The sequence below is a fragment of the [Zimmermannella] alba NBRC 15616 genome (assembly GCF_001570905.1).
GTDB lineage: Bacteria > Actinomycetota > Actinomycetes > Actinomycetales > Microbacteriaceae > Pseudoclavibacter > Pseudoclavibacter albus.
In genome coordinates this window covers 138,797-155,900 of the sequence record NZ_BCSO01000001.1, presented here as the reverse complement: position 1 = coordinate 155,900, position 17,104 = coordinate 138,797, and the positions used below count along the sequence as shown (strand labels likewise).

The 17,104-nt window shown below is 65.9% G+C and carries 13 protein-coding genes; 8 read left to right on the top strand and 5 right to left on the bottom strand.

All coding sequences use genetic code 11. The annotated features are described in order from the left end of the window. Positions 1–33 precede the first annotated feature (33 nt). Complete coding sequence (locus tag ZAL01S_RS00730; protein WP_066078272.1) at positions 34–1,221, top strand: phosphotransferase; 1,188 nt, start codon at positions 34–36, stop codon at positions 1,219–1,221. Here ZAL01S_RS00730 and ZAL01S_RS00725 read toward each other — a convergent pair. Both ZAL01S_RS00725 and ZAL01S_RS00720 read right to left on the bottom strand, forming a co-directional pair. Next, complete coding sequence (locus tag ZAL01S_RS00725; RefSeq protein WP_066078270.1) at positions 1,218–4,532, bottom strand: ATP-dependent DNA helicase; 3,315 nt, start codon at positions 4,530–4,532, stop codon at positions 1,218–1,220. The genes ZAL01S_RS00730 and ZAL01S_RS00725 overlap by 4 nt on opposite strands. Next, entirely contained in the window at positions 4,529–7,933 is a 3,405-nt protein-coding gene (locus ZAL01S_RS00720; protein ID WP_066078267.1) for a UrvD/REP family ATP-dependent DNA helicase, read from the bottom strand. The genes ZAL01S_RS00725 and ZAL01S_RS00720 overlap by 4 nt, the downstream gene beginning before the upstream one ends. A 132-nt stretch (positions 7,934–8,065) precedes the next feature. On the opposite strand from ZAL01S_RS00720, the gene ZAL01S_RS00715 reads away from it, so the two are divergent. The 3 genes from ZAL01S_RS00715 (at position 8,066) to ZAL01S_RS00705 (ending at position 10,001) form a co-directional block, all read left to right on the top strand. Further along, positions 8,066–8,290, top strand: coding sequence for a DUF3107 domain-containing protein (locus ZAL01S_RS00715; RefSeq protein ID WP_066079279.1), 225 nt, complete (start codon positions 8,066–8,068; stop codon positions 8,288–8,290). A 2-nt stretch (positions 8,291–8,292) separates the two neighbouring features. Beyond that, a complete protein-coding gene (locus tag ZAL01S_RS00710) occupies positions 8,293–8,709 on the top strand; it encodes a hypothetical protein (protein WP_066078264.1) in 417 nt (138 codons plus the stop codon). 89 nt (positions 8,710–8,798) lie between these two features. Then, positions 8,799–10,001: a hypothetical protein gene (locus ZAL01S_RS00705; protein WP_066078262.1), complete on the top strand. Its 1,203-nt coding sequence runs from the start codon at positions 8,799–8,801 to the stop codon at positions 9,999–10,001. On the opposite strand, the gene ZAL01S_RS00700 is transcribed toward ZAL01S_RS00705, so the two are convergent. Further along, positions 9,998–10,717 carry a ferritin-like fold-containing protein gene (locus tag ZAL01S_RS00700; protein ID WP_066078260.1) on the bottom strand — a complete coding sequence of 240 codons (720 nt, stop codon included), beginning with the start codon at positions 10,715–10,717 and terminating at the stop codon, positions 9,998–10,000. The two genes, ZAL01S_RS00705 and ZAL01S_RS00700, sit on opposite strands and share 4 nt — an antisense overlap. Positions 10,718–10,997: 280 nt before the next feature. Between ZAL01S_RS00700 and ZAL01S_RS00695 the strand changes: the two genes are divergently transcribed. Beyond that, positions 10,998–12,383, top strand: a complete 1,386-nt coding sequence (locus ZAL01S_RS00695) for a DEAD/DEAH box helicase (RefSeq protein WP_174519450.1) — start codon at positions 10,998–11,000, stop codon at positions 12,381–12,383. On the opposite strand, the gene ZAL01S_RS00690 is transcribed toward ZAL01S_RS00695, so the two are convergent. Then, positions 12,380–13,210, bottom strand: coding sequence for a PHP domain-containing protein (locus tag ZAL01S_RS00690; RefSeq protein ID WP_066078258.1), 831 nt, complete (start codon positions 13,208–13,210; stop codon positions 12,380–12,382). The two genes, ZAL01S_RS00695 and ZAL01S_RS00690, sit on opposite strands and share 4 nt — an antisense overlap. 99 nt (positions 13,211–13,309) lie before the next feature. Between ZAL01S_RS00690 and ZAL01S_RS00685 the strand changes: the two genes are divergently transcribed. The 3 genes from ZAL01S_RS00685 to ZAL01S_RS00675 all read left to right on the top strand — a co-directional run bounded on the left by ZAL01S_RS00685 (position 13,310) and on the right by ZAL01S_RS00675 (position 16,291). Beyond that, positions 13,310–14,368 carry an endonuclease/exonuclease/phosphatase family protein gene (locus ZAL01S_RS00685; protein WP_083522943.1) on the top strand — a complete coding sequence of 353 codons (1,059 nt, stop codon included), beginning with the start codon at positions 13,310–13,312 and terminating at the stop codon, positions 14,366–14,368. 55 nt (positions 14,369–14,423) lie between these two features. Continuing rightward, a complete protein-coding gene (locus ZAL01S_RS00680) occupies positions 14,424–15,935 on the top strand; it encodes an aminopeptidase P family protein (RefSeq protein WP_110467094.1) in 1,512 nt (503 codons plus the stop codon). A gap of 101 nt (positions 15,936–16,036) precedes the next feature. After that, positions 16,037–16,291 (top strand): DUF2200 family protein, encoded by a 255-nt coding sequence (locus ZAL01S_RS00675; RefSeq protein WP_370664264.1) that lies wholly within the window; start codon positions 16,037–16,039, stop codon positions 16,289–16,291. Positions 16,292–16,315: 24 nt separating this feature from the next. Here the strand turns inward: ZAL01S_RS00675 and ZAL01S_RS00670 are convergent, their stop codons facing one another. Further along, positions 16,316–17,029, bottom strand: a complete 714-nt coding sequence (locus ZAL01S_RS00670; protein WP_066078253.1) for a general stress protein — start codon at positions 17,027–17,029, stop codon at positions 16,316–16,318. Between the last annotated feature and the right edge of the window lie 75 nt (positions 17,030–17,104).

Here is a 17,104-nt window from a genome sequence, read left to right as displayed (position 1 = left end):
CGCTTCGTCGCGGCTGGCTCGTAGCCTGGCCCCATGGCGATGCTCGAGCACGAACTTTCAGCCCTGGCGACCACGACGGTGCCTGGACTTTTGGTCCGGGGTGCGAGCCCTGTCCGTCCTCCCTTTGGTCGCGCGAGCGATGAGTCGTTCGATCGGGCGATCATCCAGGCGGCGATTGATGTGGGGAACGGCCCCGGGAAAACCGCGTTTCTTGAGGTGCGTCGTGCCCGTTCGAAGGATGCGCAGCGGGAGCTTGCTGCGGAGGTGCGTGCGATTCGTGCGCTGACGCAGGGTGTTCGTTCGCGTCTGCCGTTCAAGGTGCCGCAGCTTGTTGGTGCGTCGCAGGATGTGGCGGTGCTGGAGTTTGTTGGCGGTGAGCCGGTGTCGCAGGCGGAGCTTGCCCCGGGTTCGCAGCTGTTGACGGAGTTTGCAGAGGCGATTGCCGCGATTCACGCCTTGCCGCGTGAATTTGCGGTGGCGGCGAGTCTGCCGGAGCGTTCCCCCGCGCAGGCGCGTGAGAGCGCGGATGAGCTCATTGAGCGTGCGAAGGGGACGGGCCGTTTGCCGGTTGTCTTGGAGCGGCGTTGGTCGGCGGCGATTGAGGATGCGAAGCTCTGGCAGTTCCAGTCGTCGGTGACGCACGGCGGCGTGGATTTGGATTCGTTCCAGTGCTTTGAGGGCCGCCTGCTGGCGATGCTCGACTGGAGCGATTTGCGGATCGGTGACCCGGCTCGTGATCTTCGCTGGGTGTCGACGCTGCCGGAGCCGTCGCGTCAGGCGTTCTTGGATGCGTATGTGGCCGAGCGTGGCGCGAGTGTGGACCGCCAGATCGGCCAGCGCGCGAATCTGTACTACGAGCTGGAGCTTGCCCGGTATCTCACGCACGCGGTGGAATCGGATGATGCGGCCGCGATTGCGGATGCGGAGCAGCTGCTCGACGAGCATGTTCGAAGCGTCCACCGCACGGAGTCACGTCCGGTCGTGCACGAGACGCTGCCGGTGTATGACATCCAGGAAGTGCGTGATCTCTTGCGGGATGCGAAGGATGTCCGTGAGCAGAGCGGTTCACGCCCGGCTGGCCACACGGACCAGGTGCGTACTGGTCTTGACCACGCCTCGAATGAGGAGCATCCGGATGACGCGATCGATGATCTCGATCACGCCGATCCGGATGAGCTCGACGACGACACTCCCCCGCCGAGCTTCCTCCGCGAGGACTAGTCGCGATCCTGCCCGGCTAGGTTGCTTGCTGCGACCTCGGCGAGCTGTTGTTCGGCCTTCGTGATGAGGGCTTCGAGCTCGTTTTCGCTGCTCACGTGTTCGAAGGCGTATTCCTCACCCGTACTGAGGTAGACGAGTTTGGCGTGGATGCTGCTGCTCGGTGTGCCGTGGTGCTTTGACCAGGCGAGCGTGTACAGCGCGAGCTGGAGTTGGCGTTCCCATTCGGCGCTCTGACCGACGGGCGGCTTGCCGGTCTTCCAGTCGACGAGTTCGATGGTGCCGTCGCCGTTCTGGAAGACGGCGTCGATCTTGCAGACGACGGTTTTCATGCCGAGCTTGACGTCGATGGACTGTTCGATGGCGAGTGGTGTCTTCGCCGCCCAATCGCTCGCGAGGAATCGGTGCTTGAGCGGTTCGAGCGCGGCTCGGTCTTCGGGGCGTTCGCTCGCGACGCCGAGGAGTTCGCGGCTGTCGTCGTCGAGTTCGAGCAGTTCGAGGTCGAGGCTCTCGCCGCCGCCTCCCCCGTGGCCGTAGTGTTCTTCGATCCAGCTGTGGAGCATCGTGCCAAGGCGCGTCTGTCGGTACGGGCGCTCGGGCATAGGCCGACGCAGCTGTTCCATGACGGCGACCGGGTCGTTGATGGCGTCCTTGAAGCGGCTGGCTGCGAGCCGTTCGGGCAGGGTCACCACCTCGGGGTTGCGGCGTTCGTCGCGTTCGGCGAGGAGCAGCCCGAGGATCGTGGAGTACTGGCCGGCATCGACTGTCTCCGGTGTTGCACCTGCATCCTGGACGGCATTGGCGAGCGTGAGGAGGTCTGTTCGTGCCGCGTCGCTCATGGCGGGCCGCGGCCATTCGCTCGGTCCGTTCGCCGCGATGAGCGGCCGGCCCGCTTCGACGTTCACTTCGGGTGCGTCGGCGATGATGCCAGCGTCCGCGAGCTCGTGGAGGTAGCTCGACCAGCTTCCGGGCCCGCCGCTCTGTTTCCACGTGGAGGTCGTGAGCAGGAGGCTCGTGCGGGCACGTGTGAGCGCGACGTAGGCGAGTCGTCGCTCTTCGAGCTGGTGGCGTTCGAGGAGCGTCTCGCTGAAGGCTGCCGTGGCTTCGGCCCAGTCTTTACGCATGGTGAGCCCGTCGAGGTCGACGTCGGGCAGTGCTTTGGCGTCGAGGCGGAAGCGGTATGGGAGTCGCCCGGGCAGCAGCCATCCGGAACGGTCACGTGGTTCGCCGGGGAACTCGCCCTCAACAGCGCGGGGGATGATGATGTGGTCCCATTCGAGCCCCTTCGATGCGTGCATCGTGAGCAGCTGCACGGTGCCGGGTTCAGGTTCGTCTTGTTCGCTCGCGATTTCGTCGCGTTCGGCGGCTTTTTCGAGCCAGTCGAGGAGCGCTGTCACACTCGTGTGCTCGCGTCGACCGGCAACATCGTGGATGGCGTTGACGAAGGCGTCGAGGTTGCGTCGCCTCGAGGCACTCCGCGGGTTGGATTCGATTTCGAGGTCGATCTGGGTGCGCGTGATGAGTTCGTCGATGAGCTCGGTGATGGGCAGACGCCCGAGTCCGCGGAGCTCGGCAAAGAGTGCGGCGGCTTCGCGCAGGCGCGTGACGCCTTCCTCGGTGAAGTGCTTGAGGCGGGGATGGCCGTCCGGAGTGGCCGCGATCACCTCGAGCGCTTCGAGCAGGCTTGCCTGGTCTTCTTCGCTGTCGAGCACTCGTTGGGCGCTCGAGCGGGATTCGACGGGCTGAAGTCGCCAATCGAGTTGGCCGATTCGACGGGCGAGTTGGCCGAGCGCCGCAAGGTCTTGGATGCCGAGCATGTAGCGGGCGCCAGCGAGGATGCGGATGAGGGAATTGCCGGCTGCGGGGTCGTTGAGAACCCTGAGGAAGCACATGAGGTCGACGACTTCGGGCGAGGTGAGCACGCCGCCGAGGGCGAGGACACGGTGGGGCACGCCGAGTCGCTGCAGCTCGCTCGCAAAGAGATCCATGGAGGCACGACGACGGAAGAGCATGGCTATGGACGGCAGCTTCTCTGAGTCTGCCGCGTCGAGGAGCTGCTTGCAGTGCTCGGCTGCTGCTTGTGCTTCGGACACGATGTCGTCGCGGTAAAGCACCTCGAGCGTGCCGTCTCCCGCGCCCGGCCGTGCGCCGAGTTCGGGAAGGGTTCCTCCACCGGGGAGCGTGCCGGACTCTGGGAGGGTGCGTGCGATGGCGTTGGCCGCGTCGAGGATGATGCGGTCGTTTCGCCAGCTCGTGGAGAGCGTGAAGGTGTTGGCGGAGGATGCGACCGGCATCGAGGAGAAGTCGTCGTGGAATCGTTCCATCGTGCCCGGGCTTGCCCCGCGCCACCCATAGATTGCCTGCTTGGGATCGCCCACGGCCATCACACTCTGGTCTTTGAAGAGTGACGACAGCAGCTGCAGCTGGCCGGCCGAGGTGTCCTGATATTCGTCGAGGATGACGTGCTGGTAGCGACTACGGAGTTCGTCGGCCACGTGCTGCGAGGCTTCGACGATCTCGGTGGCGCCGACGACCTGATCGGAGAACTCGATGAGCCCGAGGCGACGCTTTTCCGCGTTGTAGCTGCGCACGAGCCGAAGCAGCGGGATGAGTATCTGCACCTGGTTGACGGGCGTGGTGATGTACCCGGGCACGCCTTCGCGTTCGCGAGGTCCTCGTTGAAGTGGGAGGAGGCGATTGGCAAAGGCTTCGGGGAAGGCTTCGAGTTTGTCGAGGTCGACGCGATTGTCACGGCATGCGTTCGCGAGTTCGTGAGCAAGGCGCGTGATGGCCGAGACGCTCTTGCCGAGGGCGCTGAGTTCGGTGTCGTCGCTCGCGGTGACGATGCTGTGCATGAGCATCCACGCGGAGGATTCGTCGAGGAGCGTCACATCGGGTTCGCTCCCGATGATGAGCCCCCAGTCGCGGTAGATGGCGTTCGCGAAGGAGTTGTAGGTGGACACTTCGGGTTCGTCGGTGACGTGCTTGGGGATCATGCCGGCCCGGCGAAGCTGCGCGAGGCCGTGCGAGACACGCGTCTGGAGCTCACCGGCGGCTTTCCGTGTGAAGGTGAGGCCGAGAATGGTGGACGGGTCGATTCCGTCTCGCGCGACCAGTGTGAGCATGCGGACGACCATGGTGTGGGTCTTGCCGGAGCCAGCACCGGCCACGACGAGGCTCGGCGCGAAGGGTGCATCAAGGACGGCGCGCTGCTCATTGGTCGGCGGGTAGCACTTGTTCGGGTCTCCCCCGGCCAGCGCGAGTGCAATGTCTTCGTGGCTGACGTGACGGTTCGTCGCGTGGTTCTCGGTCATTCGCTGATCTCCGGGATGCGGTGGACGTTGCAGGCGTGAGACATGCCGTGGCTGTCGCAGTGCGTGTCGGGGTGGAATCGGAAGGCGCCGTGGCTGAGCAGGTAGACGAGGATGTCCTCCTCGCTCACGCCGTCGTCGCGCATGCGCTGTGCTTCTTCGAGGTCGAGCGCCGCCATGCCGTGGGCGGCGAGGACAAGGCGGTCACGCGCCTCTTCGAGGCCATCGTCGCCTCCTGGCTGGATGCGGGAGGCAGGGGTCTTGTTCGTGGTGCCGAGGTAGACGAGTCGTGCTTCGGACACTTCCGGGTATTCCGGGATTGCCTCGCCGCTGTCGACGCTCACGGAAGCCCCGGTTTCCTCGTCATCGGGGCGCCGCCCGACCGCATTGTGCGCGAGGGCGAGACGGTAGGTGGCGAGCTGCGGATCGTGTTCGGCATCGGCCTTGGTCATGGCTTTCGAACCGGTCTTGAAGTCAACCACTCGCAGTGCACCCGAGTCGCGCTTCTGCTCGATGCGGTCGATCTTGCCGGTCACTGTCACGACAGCGTCACCGACGATGGGATCGAGGCCGGTTGCTTCGGCCGCTTCGGCGTTGAGTTCAAGGTCAAAGCGGAAGGGTCGCTCGACGCCGAATACCGAGTAGCCGTCGCTTCGAGCTTCTTGCTCGTAGCTTGCGAGGTGGATGAGCATCTCGTGCACGCGCTCAACGAGTGCTTCCTGTTCCCATTCGGAGCCTTCCAGCACGTCGCGGAGCTGCTCGTCGACGAAGAGGCGCCGTGCTTCGAGGGAGTCGAAGGAGCCTTCGGCGGCGGCGTGGATGATCGTGCCGATGCTTTTCGCCTGCGAGGGACTGTAGCCAGCGTTGCGTTCGACGAACCAGTTGACGGGGCAGCTTTCGAACCCGCTCACCGATGACGGCGAGACGCGAACGTGCAGGACGCCGTCTTCGTCGCACTGCTGCTCGAGGAGTGGTGCCGCCGACGACCTGTCGCGGGTGCCGTACCACGCGGCCGGGTCAGCGCCCGGAACCCCCTCGGCGTGGAGGTGTGCAAGCGCTGCCGAGGCATCACGCAACGCTTCGATGGGCTGCCCCTTGGCGAGGGCAGCGAGGCTCGAGCGTCGCAGCGTCGCCGTGAGTTCACGCAGATGGGTGGCCCCGGCGGTGAGCTGGGGCTTCCACTCGTCGCTCTCGATCCACGAGATGACGCGGCTGGGCGCGGATTCGGCGGAGCTGCGGGCGCTGAGCAGCACGTGGTGGCTCGCTCGCGACAGCGCCTGGTACAGCATCCGGACCTCATCGTGGAGGACGTCCTTGCGACGGTCGAGGATGCTGCGTTCGCTCTGTTCGCCCCGGCATCGTTCTTCGAGCAGGCTCGCGCCGAGCAGCGTGTTGCGGATTTTGAGGTTCGGCCAGACTGCTTCCTCGAGGCCCGCAAGGACGACCACGGGGAACTCGCATCCGACGACACCGGATGGCGTGGCAATCGTGACGCCCTCCTGCGTGAGTCGGCGCACGAGCGAGTCAGCCATGATGTTCCGGTCGTTCCACGCAGCGAGGAATTCGCCCGGATCGGCATCGGGTTCGTGCTCGACGTGCCGTTTGGCTGCGTCGAAGAGGGCAACGACAGCGTCGAGGCGGCGGTTCATGCGCAGGGCCTCGGCGCCGGAGCCGAGCGCCTTCTTTCGCCAGGGTTCGGCGAGCTTTGCCGCCGACCAGATTGCGAAGAGGACCTCGTCAACGGCACCGCCCTGGTTCCGCACAGCACGGCCGGCCCGGAGGCACGCGCCGATTCGCTGCAGCGCGACAACACCGTGGTGCCGCGCCATCGAAGGCGCCTCGTCGAAGACCGTCATGGGGTTGGCGAGGGTGGCGAGCCCGCCGAGTGCGCACACTGCGTCGACGATGAGGTCATCGCTTGAGCGTGTGCCACCGTTTGCCCGGTCTTCGTGTCGAAGTGCCTTGCGGATGACGCGGAGGTGGCTCATGTCGGCCCCACCAATGGGCGAGCTCGCGAGAGCGTTGACCGCGTCGATCGTGAGCTCGTCGTCGCCGTTCACGATGCGCGCCAAGTGGACGAGTGCCTGCACAGTGTGGTCGTCGACCGCTGCCGCGGGTCGCGTGGAGGCTGCCGGAATCTCATATCGCGCAAGGAGGCGCTCGAGCGCAGGAATATCGCGCGAGGAGCGCACGATGACCGCCATGTCGCTCCAGGGCACGTCTGCACCGAGGTGCAGTTCGCGCAGATACGCCGCAATGTTCTGCGCCTCGTTCACAGCATTCTGCGACTCGATCGTCGCCACTGCTGGCGGCAGCTCCCAGCTCTCAACGCGTGAGCACAGTGCTGGACGCGTTGCCGCGCTCACCTGCCGATGTGCGACACTCCCCCGGACGCCGACATGCGCAGTCAAGGCGACGAGCGCTTGACGAAGCGCTGCATCGTGGCGGTGGCTCTCCTCGAGCACGATTTGCGCAGGCTGCGCCGCCCCGGGCGCGCGCCACGACATAGCGTGCTCCGGCCGGGCACCGTGGAAGCCGCCCACGCTGAGGTCGGGATCGCCAAAACTCACGACGGTGACGCCACTATGCTCGAACGCCTCGACGAGGCGGCGGGCCGACTCCGTGAGCTCGTGCGCGTCGTCCACGAAGAGCCAACGGGCTGCAGCAAACGCACCCGTGCATGGCATCTCACCGAACGCCCGCGCGCCAAGCACACTGACCGCCTCGAGCAACAGTGCGGGCGTGGTGAACCAGCGCTCGTGTTCGTCGTCACTCTGCCATGCAAGGGCCTCGTCAAGGGCTCGTTTGATCCGCGCAGCGGCCCGCCACACGACGTGCTCTCGCCCGAACTCCTCGAGTTCGTCTGCCGTGACGTCGTATTCCGCCATGACCGCGAAGAGGTTGCGAAGCTCAGCCCGGAAGCCGTCGAGTGCGAGGGTTTCTGGCCGGATCGGATCGGCCCAGTCAGTGCCGGGCGCCTGATGCTCAGCCTCGAGCAAATCTGCCAGCGCAGCATCTTCGTCGGCACCCGTGAGCAAGCGGGGGGCTGCACCGCCGTGGCTCGCCCGATCGTCGCGCACAAGCTCAAAAGCAAGCGACTGTGCCGACCGCCCGAGCGTGCCGAGCGAGGTGCCCGTGAGGCGCGAGGTGATGTCGTCACGCAACCGTGCCGAGGAGCGACGATCGGCACCCATGACGATGATCTCTTCCGGACGCGCCGCGCCCGTATTGAGGAGCTCTGCCACCACCGCTGCGAGCGTAAACGTCTTGCCCGTGCCGGGCGCCCCCAACACAGCGCAGGATGTCTCCGCTCGCACGGCCTCCCACACCTGCTGCTGTGAGGGGTCGAGGAGACCGAGAGACGACTGGGCTGAAGCCGTGCCGGATGGTGCTGTGCTCGTCATGACCTCCACGCTAGAGGGGACCACCGACATTCGGTCTCCAGAGCCTGAATTCCCCGCGCAATGGGCGCGTTTCCCGCAGGCGAACATCGGCAGTACGTCCACACATCCCGGGTCAAGTACCCTGTTCACATCATGGAACTTCGCATTGGTATCAAGCACTCGCCCCGTGAACTCTCCTTCGAGACGGCCCAGTCCTCGACCGAAGTTGAAGAACTCGTGACGCGCGCGATCAGCAACGATGACAAGCTCGTGCGCTTCGTCGACGACAAGGAGCGTGCCTACCTCGTGAAGACCGACGACATCCTCTACGTCGAACTCGGCGCCGACCAGACGCGTCGCGTCGGCTTCATCGCATAGTCATGGAGCTACTGTTCGCCGCCCTCGCTGGCATCGCGCTCGGTGGTCTCGCCTACCTGCTCGTGCGCCCGCGCACGCTCGTTGGTGTTTCCCTCTTCCCCGCTCTCGGCGGCATCATCGCGCTCGTCCTCTGGGAAGGCCTGACGTGGCTGGCCGTCGTGCCCGGTTTCGACTGGCTCCGCTACGACCGCGCGTGGATCTGGTGGATCGTGCTCGGCATCACCGCGATCGCCCTCGTCGCCTTGGCCCTGCCGATCGGCCCTCGCCGTGAGCAGGAGGATGCCGACCTCCTCGACCGTCTTCGCCGTATGGGCCGCACCTCGACCGCGCAGCGCGGTGACAAAGCTCCCACAAGTAAGCTGGCTGCGGCCGAAGCTGAAGCAGACGCAGCAGCCGAGACCTCGGCCGCCACGAAGTAGCTACGGGCCCGCCACGCTCAGACTCAGGTTCGAGCACGGTTCATCCCCGTTCGGCCGCGGCACCGCATGTGCCTCGCTAGGCTCAGGCCGTGACCCAATCCTCAGAGCTTGTTGTTCGCCTCAAGCAACCGAGCTGGGGCGGTCCGTCGCTCGCGCCGCGGTCTCGCCGGGCGCTGCGTGTTGCCTTCGCCGCGCTCCTCGGGGTCCTGGTCCTCATCGTTGCACTCGCGGTGACGCTCGTCGTCGTCATCGTTATGTCGGCAGACCCCGGAGCACACCTTTCGAAGGTGTTCGGTCTTCTGCCGTTCGCCATCCTCGGGTTCCTCATCGCGCGCGCCGCGCAGTTCCAGTACCGGCGGCTGCGCTTTCTGCCGGGCGATCCCGTGCCGATCCTGCCGGACCGCGCGTTCACCATCACCGGTGATTGGATTGAGTTTCCCGGCTCCTTCTGGTCTGCCCCGGAACATTGGCCGCTCGATCAGACCACCGTGCACGTGCACCAGAACGCGCGTGCAGGCCGAGTGACATTCGGGTCGTCAGCGCTCGCACAGCTTGCAACCTCGGCCACGCGCCTCGAGCTCACGTGCCCCGGTCAGAAGACCAAGACGTTCGCTGCCGGCGCGCTCCTCGAGTCTCCGCAGGATGTGGTCGAACGTGTCGAGGCCTACCGTCGCGGGGACGAGGTCTTTCCCGACCCGGCACAGCCACGCGACGCCCGCTTCGACGACCAGGGCCGGTATCGCGTTTGGTACTCGCACGCACTCATCTACGACGATACGACGGCGCTCAGCAGCCTCGTGCGGCTCTTCCTCTGGTGCGCCTTTGCGGGTGCACTCACGCTCGCCCTGGGCATGATGCTCGTCGCGTTCCTCGCCCTGGCCCAATTCGAGGCCGACGGCGGAGCCTCCTTGGCGATCGCACTCGGATTCGCCGCCTTTGGTTTCGTCATGGCTGCGGCATTTCGGACCCAGCTCAACCGCTATCACCCGAGTTCACGAGTGCGTCAGCAACCGCGGTCTGCACGGTGGGCCTTCATGGTGGATGACGACGCGGTCACGATCGCGCAACTCGAACGCCGCGACAGCCAACGAGTTCCGTTGCAGGACGTCAGCGTGCAGACGCAGCCCGGCCGCTGGCAGCTCTTGCATGGGCGCACATCCCGCGAACGGCTCATCCTCGAGCGCGACGGAGCCGCGTTCGCCACCTGGCCTGCCTGGCAACTCAACGAACCGCTCCCGCAGATCCTGAAGGAACTGCAGCGTCGAGGAGTCCGCGTCGAAAGGCGCCGCTAGGCCGACATCCCGAGCGAATTCATGCGCCGCGAGTGGTTCGCGAGCAGCTGGGCAAGGAACGTCTCCACGAGCTTTGCCGCCACCGGGCGAGCCTCACGGCCTCGCTGCAGGCCGAAGCGCTCGCGCACGAAGAGCATGCAATCGCCCATCGTGCGGCGACCCCACATTGCCAGGCGCGGCGCGAGCAAGGCATCCGCCTCGGTCATCGACGCCAGCAGGTGACGGAGAGCTTCGCGCTCTTCGGCATCGTCAAAGAGCGGCTCGAGCTTCACTTGGAGGGCGCCGGGCACAAATGCGGCGAGCTCGTGGTTGAAGTCGCGCAGGAATCCCCCAACGAGGAAGCAGCTGAGGAGTCGCTCCTCCACATCGCGTCCGCGAACCACCTCGATGAGGTCGTCGACAGCCGGACCGATGCGGCGAAGTTCTGTCTCACGTTCGCCGCCCTCTTCAGCAAGGCGAGCGAGATAGGCCTCGTGACGTTCAAGCGCTTCACCGGCGACCTGCCCGATCGCGTGCTTGCCGTCGATGCGGGGCGCGTCGGTCACGAGGTCAGACAGCTCCTGGAAGAGCACAAGCTCAATGTAAGCGGCCTGTGCGAGGATCTCGACCGTGGACGGAGCAAGCTCCGCAAGCGACTCAGGATCAGCTGATGCCGCAGATGTCTCGGCCTCCGACGAGGCCGGCGTACTCTCTCGACGTCCAAACGGTGATTTCACACGCGCCATCCTACTGACCTGAGCCTTGCAGCCCTAGACTGTTGATGTTCATTCGCGCCCCCGCGCCGACTTCTTCGGCGCCAATCACGATGACCCGCGAGATTCCGCGAGATCGAGTTCCAGGGCGCACGAGAGCGATTCAAGCCCTTCCAACCGATTGGAATCCCCAGTGGAACCCACTTCTGCTCCCCAGGAGCCTGTCGTCGCCGACGAAGTCACCGTCTCGGCCGACCCCACACCCCAGCCCATCACTTTCGCTGACCTCGGCATCGACCAGGACATGGTCGAAGCCCTCGGCGAGAAGGGCATCACGAACCCCTTCCCGATTCAGGAACAGACCATCCCGCTCGCCCTCGGCGGCCAGGACATCATCGGTCAGGCGAAGACCGGTACCGGCAAGACCCTCGGCTTTGGTCTCCCCCTCATCCAGCGCCTTGGCGCAAGCCCCGAGCCCGGTGTGAAGGCACTCGTGGTCGTACCGACCCGCGAACTCTGCGTGCAGGTGTTTGAAGACCTCGAACTTGCTGCATCCAAACGCGATGTGAAGCTCGTCGCGATCTACGGTGGCAAGGCCTTCGACGGCCAGATCGAGGCGATCAAGGACGGCGCGCAGATCGTCGTCGGCACGCCCGGCCGTCTCCTCGACCTCGCCCAGCAGCGCATCCTGTCGCTGAGCAAGGTGCAGGAAATGGTGCTCGACGAGGCCGACAAGATGCTCGACCTGGGCTTCCTCGCCGACATCGAGAAGCTCTTCTCTCAGACCCCGGCGACCCGCCACACGATGCTCTTCTCGGCCACGATGCCGGACTCGATCATCGCGCTTGCACGCCGCTTCATGTCGCGCCCGATCCACATCCGCGCGACGAGCCCGGACGAGGGCGTGACGCAGGCGAACATTCGGCACGTCATCTACCGCGCACACCCGCTCGACAAGGACGAGATGATTGCCCGCATCCTGCAGGCGAACGGCGTCGAAAAGACCGTCATCTTTACCCGCACGAAGCGCGCCGCCTCGAAGCTCATGGATGAGCTCAAGGAACGTGGCTTCAACGTCGGCGCCGTCCACGGCGACCTCAACCAGGGGCAGCGCGAACGCCATATGGCCGCGTTTAAGGCAGGCAAGCGCGACGTCCTCATTGCCACGGATGTCGCGGCGCGCGGTATCGACGCAGACGATGTGACCCACGTCATCAACCACACGATCCCGGACGACCACGAAACGTATCTGCACCGCGTTGGCCGCACCGGCCGCGCGGGCAAGAAGGGCACCGCCATCACGTTCGTCGACTGGGATGACCTGCACAAGTGGGGTCTCATCCAGCGCGCGCTCGAGCTTCCCGCAGGCGAACCGGTGGAGACGTATTCCTCATCCCCGCACCTGTTCACGGACCTCGACATTCCGGAGGGCACGAAGGGCCGTCTCCCAGGGGCTGGCGCGAAGCAGGCTAAGCCTCAGCGTGAGCGCACCCGCAGCGCCAAGGTCGGCCAGCGTTCCCGCCGTCGCCGTCGCAGCGGCAGCTCGAGCGGGAGCGCCCAGGCACCCAGTGGCGAGCAGCCGACGTCGTCGACAGCCGAGGGCACGGACGCCGCACCGAAGCCTCGTCGCCGTCGTCGCCGTCGCAGCAGCTCGAGCCGCGGCGAGGGCAACGCCCCCAAGGAGGGCTAAGCCCGTCCCGCCAGATCCTGGATCTTCATCAGCTCGGTGAGCGCCGTCGTGTGCTCACCGAGCTGGTTTGGTTTTCCGGCGCCGTGATAGTCGCTCGATCCTGTGACGATGAGGCTGTGGCGTTCGGCAATCGCACGGAGCGTCACGCGGGCCTCGTGTGAGTTCTCCCGGTGATCCACCTCAATCCCGGCAAGCCCGGCGTGGATGAGTACATCGAGGCGTCCGGGCTCCATGACGCGAGATCCGCGGGATGCCGGGTGCGCAACGATCGGCACGCCGCCAGCTCGGCGAATGATCCGCACGGCGTCCTCGGGACTCGGCGCCTCCTGCGGCCGGTAGTAACCGCCCCGCCAATGCAGGATCGACGCGAACGCTTCCGAACGATCGGCCACAATGCCGCGAGCCACAAGCGCATCGGCAATGTGCGGCCGCCCGAGCGTTGCACCCGGTTCGGCGACGGCGAGCACGTCATCCCACGTCAGCGGATAGTCTGCAGCGATCCGCGCCACCATGCGCTCGGCACGGCTCTCGCGGTCGCGACGGGTCTGCTGCATCGTGGCGAGGAGCTCATCGCTCGTCGCATCCACGTAGTAGCCGAGCATGTGCACGCTCGCCGGCCCAATGGATGCAGAAAACTCGACTCCGGGCACGAACTCAAGACCAAGTTCGTCCGCGACACGAGCCGCCTCATCGAGACCGCTCACCGTGTCGTGGTCGGTCAACGCCACCACGTCGAGCCCCGCACGCTGGGCCTGCCGCATCACCTCGGCCGGAGGTTCGGTCCCGTCACTCGCGATGGAGTGGGTGTGCAGGTCGATGCGGGTCATGGGCTCCAGCTAATCACGTGCGGCGGCGCGGTTCGCGTGCGGCGGACACTCGAGCCGGCGACGGCGTTTTGCAAGAAGAACTCAATACGATGACTCGCGATGCCCTCCCCCTCGAAGTCCCGTCGCCCCAAGCGCCACGCGTCATTCCTTGGCGTGCTCGGCGGCTTCACGGTCGTGGTCCTCGCGGCGGCGTGCTTCATCCTCACGTGGCCGCAGGCACTTGGACTTGAGCAGACGATCGGTATTGCGCAGCTCATTTCCTTCCGCGCGGCCCTCGGCATTGGAGCGATCTGTTTCCTCGTGCCCGCGCTGCTCATTCTCGGCGCGGCCCCGCGAGGGCAGCGGTTCTTGCCAGGTCTGTCGTGCCTCATCGTCGCGGCGTTCATCGTGGCGCAGGGCGGCATCCTCGTCATGCGCGGTTTTTCGTCCGGGCTGGTGGAAGGCGAGCCCGCGGCGGATGCCATCCGTGTCCTCTCGTGGAACACCCGTGGTGACGAGCCGGGCTCACCAACGATCGCGAAGCTCGCGGTCGAGCAGCAGGCAGACATTGTCGCCCTGCCCGAGACCACTGAGGAGATGGCAACCGAGGTTGCGAACCTCATGGCCGAATCGGGACGCCCCATGTGGGTCCACACGCGAGTGTTCGACGAGGACTATCGCGCAACCGCAACCTCCCTCCTCATCTCGCCTGACCTCGGCGACTACGCGATCGACGAGTCGCGCGGCGACACCTCGACGCTGCCGACCGTCATCGCCCGACCGACCTCGGGAGAGGGCCCGACGATCGTTGCAGCGCACCCGATCGCACCGCTCCCCGAGCACATGCAGCAGTGGCGTTCAGATCTCTCGTGGCTCGCGCTCCAGTGCACGAACAACACGATCATGGCCGGAGACTTCAATGCGACGCTCGACCACCTCGACCGGCTCGGTATCGACGGCGCAGATTTTGGCGAATGCTCGGATGCGGCGCTCAGCACCCGTGACGCCGCCAACGGCACCTGGTCGGCGGGCGTCGCAGCTCCCTTGGCTGCGCCTATCGACCACATCATGGCGACCTCTCAGTGGCAGGCGGGCCAGTTTGAGGTCATTGAGGACTACGACCTCGCGGGCAGTGACCATCGCCCCGTCGCCGCGACCCTCGTTGCCGTCTCGGAATAACGTTCGCCAAGGATGCCATCTCGCATCCTCCACGGTTCGATGAGACAATGCGCACATGACTGATGGGCACATGAACGAGGACACGAACAAGGCACCTCGAGCAACCTCGAACCGCAGCACGCTTCCCACGGATTCGGCGTTCACGCGAACGATTGGCGAAGGCTGGGCAGCGTGCGAGGAGGCGCTGCCTGAGGTGAGTGCGGGCGCTGCCTCAGCCCGCATGCGCCGCCACCAGATCAGCGAGCATTTCGTTGGCCGCCGCATTGTCGTGCCGGCTGGCGGTCTCAAGCAGCGGTCGAACGACTGCGACTACCGTTTCCGCGCACACTCCGCCTTCACCCAGCTCACTTCCTGGGGATCGGCCACGGTTCCGGACTCGGTGCTCGTCATGGAGCCGAGTGACACGGGCCACGAAGCAGTTCTCTACGCGCTCGACCGCGCCGGTCGAAACGACCCCGAGTTCTACGCGAACCCGGAGGTGGGCGAGTTCTGGATCGGCCCGCGCCCGACCCTCGCGCAGGTCGCTGCCGCGCTCGACATTACGACGAAAAACCTTCGCGAGCTCGACCTCGAGGACGACGTCCCGACGGTCGTGCTCCGCGAGGCAGACCCCGAAATCACTGCCCGCATCGACCGTGTCCGCTCGCGTCTCACGGCTGAGGGCAACGCTCGCGGCGATGAGCGCCAGGACGACGCTGAGCTCGATCAGTACCTCAGCGAGTATCGCCTCGTGAAGGACGAGTACGAGATCAACGAGATCCGGTCGGCAGTCGCCGCCACGGCGAACGGCTTCGATGACATCATCCGCGAACTCCAGCGCGCCACCGAGCACGCACGCGGTGAGCGCGTCGTCGAGGGTGCCTTCTTCGCCCGCGCTCGCCTCGAAGGCTACGAGCTCGGCTACGAGACGATCGCTGCCGCGGGTAACAACGCCTGCTACCTGCACTGGACGAACAACGACGGCGCCGTCCGCGAGGGCGACCTCGTGCTCGTGGATGCCGGTGTCGAGGTCGACTCGCTGCACACCGCCGACATCACCCGTACCCTCCCCGTGAACGGTACCTTCAGCGAGGTGCAGCGCCAGCTCTACAACGCCGTGCTTGCCGCAGCGGATGCTGCCTTCGCGGTCGTGAAGCCGGGCATCACGTTCCGCACGGTGCACGACACGGCCATGGAGTCGATCGCACGTTCGCTCGACGCGCTCGGCATCCTCCCCTGCTCGCTCGAAGAGGCCCTCGCTCCGGAGGGCCAGCACCACCGCCGCTGGATGGTGCACGGCACGAGCCACCACCTCGGCCTCGACGTGCACGACTGCGCGAAGGCTCGCCGCGAGCTCTACCTCGACGGTGTCCTCGAGCCGGGCATGGTGTTCACGATTGAGCCGGGCCTGTACTTCCAGCAGGACGACATCACGGTGCCCGAGCAGTTCCGCGGCATCGGCATCCGCATCGAAGACGACATCCTGGTGACCGAGAACGGCGGCGAGAACCTTTCGATCGCGATCCCACGTCCTGCGGATGATGTCGAGGCCTGGATGGCACGAGTCCGCACGAGCACCAAGGCGTAACGAGCCTGCCGAGAGAAGCGCTGGGGTGCAGTTTCTCGCTGCGCCCCAGCGCTTTCGGCTGCGGGACGCCGCGAGCACAGGCGAGAATAGCGGCATGAATCTTGCGCCTCTACGCTTATCCCTTCGCCGACATCTATTCGCTGTACGTGCCGAAGGTTGAGCGCAAGCGCCGGACCCTCGAGGCGTTCTTCGCGAAGGTGCCCGCAATAACCAAGCGGGCTGAACTCATCACGGGTGTCGTGTGTGGCATCCGAGTCGAAGAGGTTGAGGATCCGCTCACCCAGCAGATCCGCTGGATGGACAAGCTCGTGGACGAACTCGCGCGCGGCAACAAGCTTGCGTCGATTCTGCGATAGGCACGTCGCCCGTCGCGAAGCGCTCTAGTTCGCGGCGTCGCGGTCGCGGGGTGCTGCGCGGAGCGCTTCCTGACGCTTGAGTTCGTCTTGTGCTTCGCCGTAGGTGCGAGGCCGCGCGGGCGTAGCATCGGTGGCTGTGGCCCCGTGCGGGATCGGCGCCACGGGAGCAGCATCCGGGACGTTCTGCGCAGGCTGGGCGGACTCGGTACCTGCCACCGGCATGGTCATCGTCGGCGTGACGGGCACCTCCGGTCGAAGCGCGAGCGCACCCAGGTGGCGGCGGGCTTCCGCGACATCCCCGGCCGGGACGACAAGCTCGAATCGCTTCGGGATCGTCTGCATGACGCTCGTATAGTTGCGCTTCGAGGGGCTCGCGAGGTAGCTCACAACGCTCCAGAGCACACCCACGCCAACCGCGATGAGACCCATCGCGAGCAGACTCATGAGTTCAATACCGGGGTTGACGATGAGCGACACAAGCCCCGCAAACATGCCGAGCATGAGGCCAGTCATGAGGCCAGAGCCGGCGGCCCGGCCAGCTGTCACCATGCCGGTGATCCGCTCGACGCTCGTGAGATCGCTGCCGATGATGCTCACCCGTTTGATCGGGAAATCCGCCTCGGCAAGCGTCATGACCGCCTTGCGTGCGGCCTCGTAGTCGGTGAAGGCAGCGACACGCTCGCCCTCGGGGATGCGAGGCGCACGGCGACCGGCGCGACGATTGGCGGCAGAACTCATGTCTCCATCCTGCCAAGGAGCACCGCAAGATGCCCGCGAGCGCGGGCGGTGTTCGCTGCTGGCACGAAGCGCCGT

Coding starts and splice junctions, on each gene's coding strand:
- ZAL01S_RS00670 (WP_066078253.1), bottom strand. CDS start 17,029: ATGAGTTCTGCCGCCAATCGTCGCGCCGGTCGCCGTGCGCCTCGCATC.
- ZAL01S_RS00715 (WP_066079279.1), top strand. CDS start 8,066: ATGGAACTTCGCATTGGTATCAAGCACTCGCCCCGTGAACTCTCCTTC.
- ZAL01S_RS00710 (WP_066078264.1), top strand. CDS start 8,293: ATGGAGCTACTGTTCGCCGCCCTCGCTGGCATCGCGCTCGGTGGTCTC.
- ZAL01S_RS00680 (WP_110467094.1), top strand. CDS start 14,424: ATGACTGATGGGCACATGAACGAGGACACGAACAAGGCACCTCGAGCA.
- ZAL01S_RS00695 (WP_174519450.1), top strand. CDS start 10,998: ATGGTCGAAGCCCTCGGCGAGAAGGGCATCACGAACCCCTTCCCGATT.
- ZAL01S_RS00685 (WP_083522943.1), top strand. CDS start 13,310: ATGCCCTCCCCCTCGAAGTCCCGTCGCCCCAAGCGCCACGCGTCATTC.
- ZAL01S_RS00725 (WP_066078270.1), bottom strand. CDS start 4,532: ATGACCGAGAACCACGCGACGAACCGTCACGTCAGCCACGAAGACATT.
- ZAL01S_RS00720 (WP_066078267.1), bottom strand. CDS start 7,933: ATGACGAGCACAGCACCATCCGGCACGGCTTCAGCCCAGTCGTCTCTC.
- ZAL01S_RS00730 (WP_066078272.1), top strand. CDS start 34: ATGGCGATGCTCGAGCACGAACTTTCAGCCCTGGCGACCACGACGGTG.
- ZAL01S_RS00690 (WP_066078258.1), bottom strand. CDS start 13,210: ATGACCCGCATCGACCTGCACACCCACTCCATCGCGAGTGACGGGACC.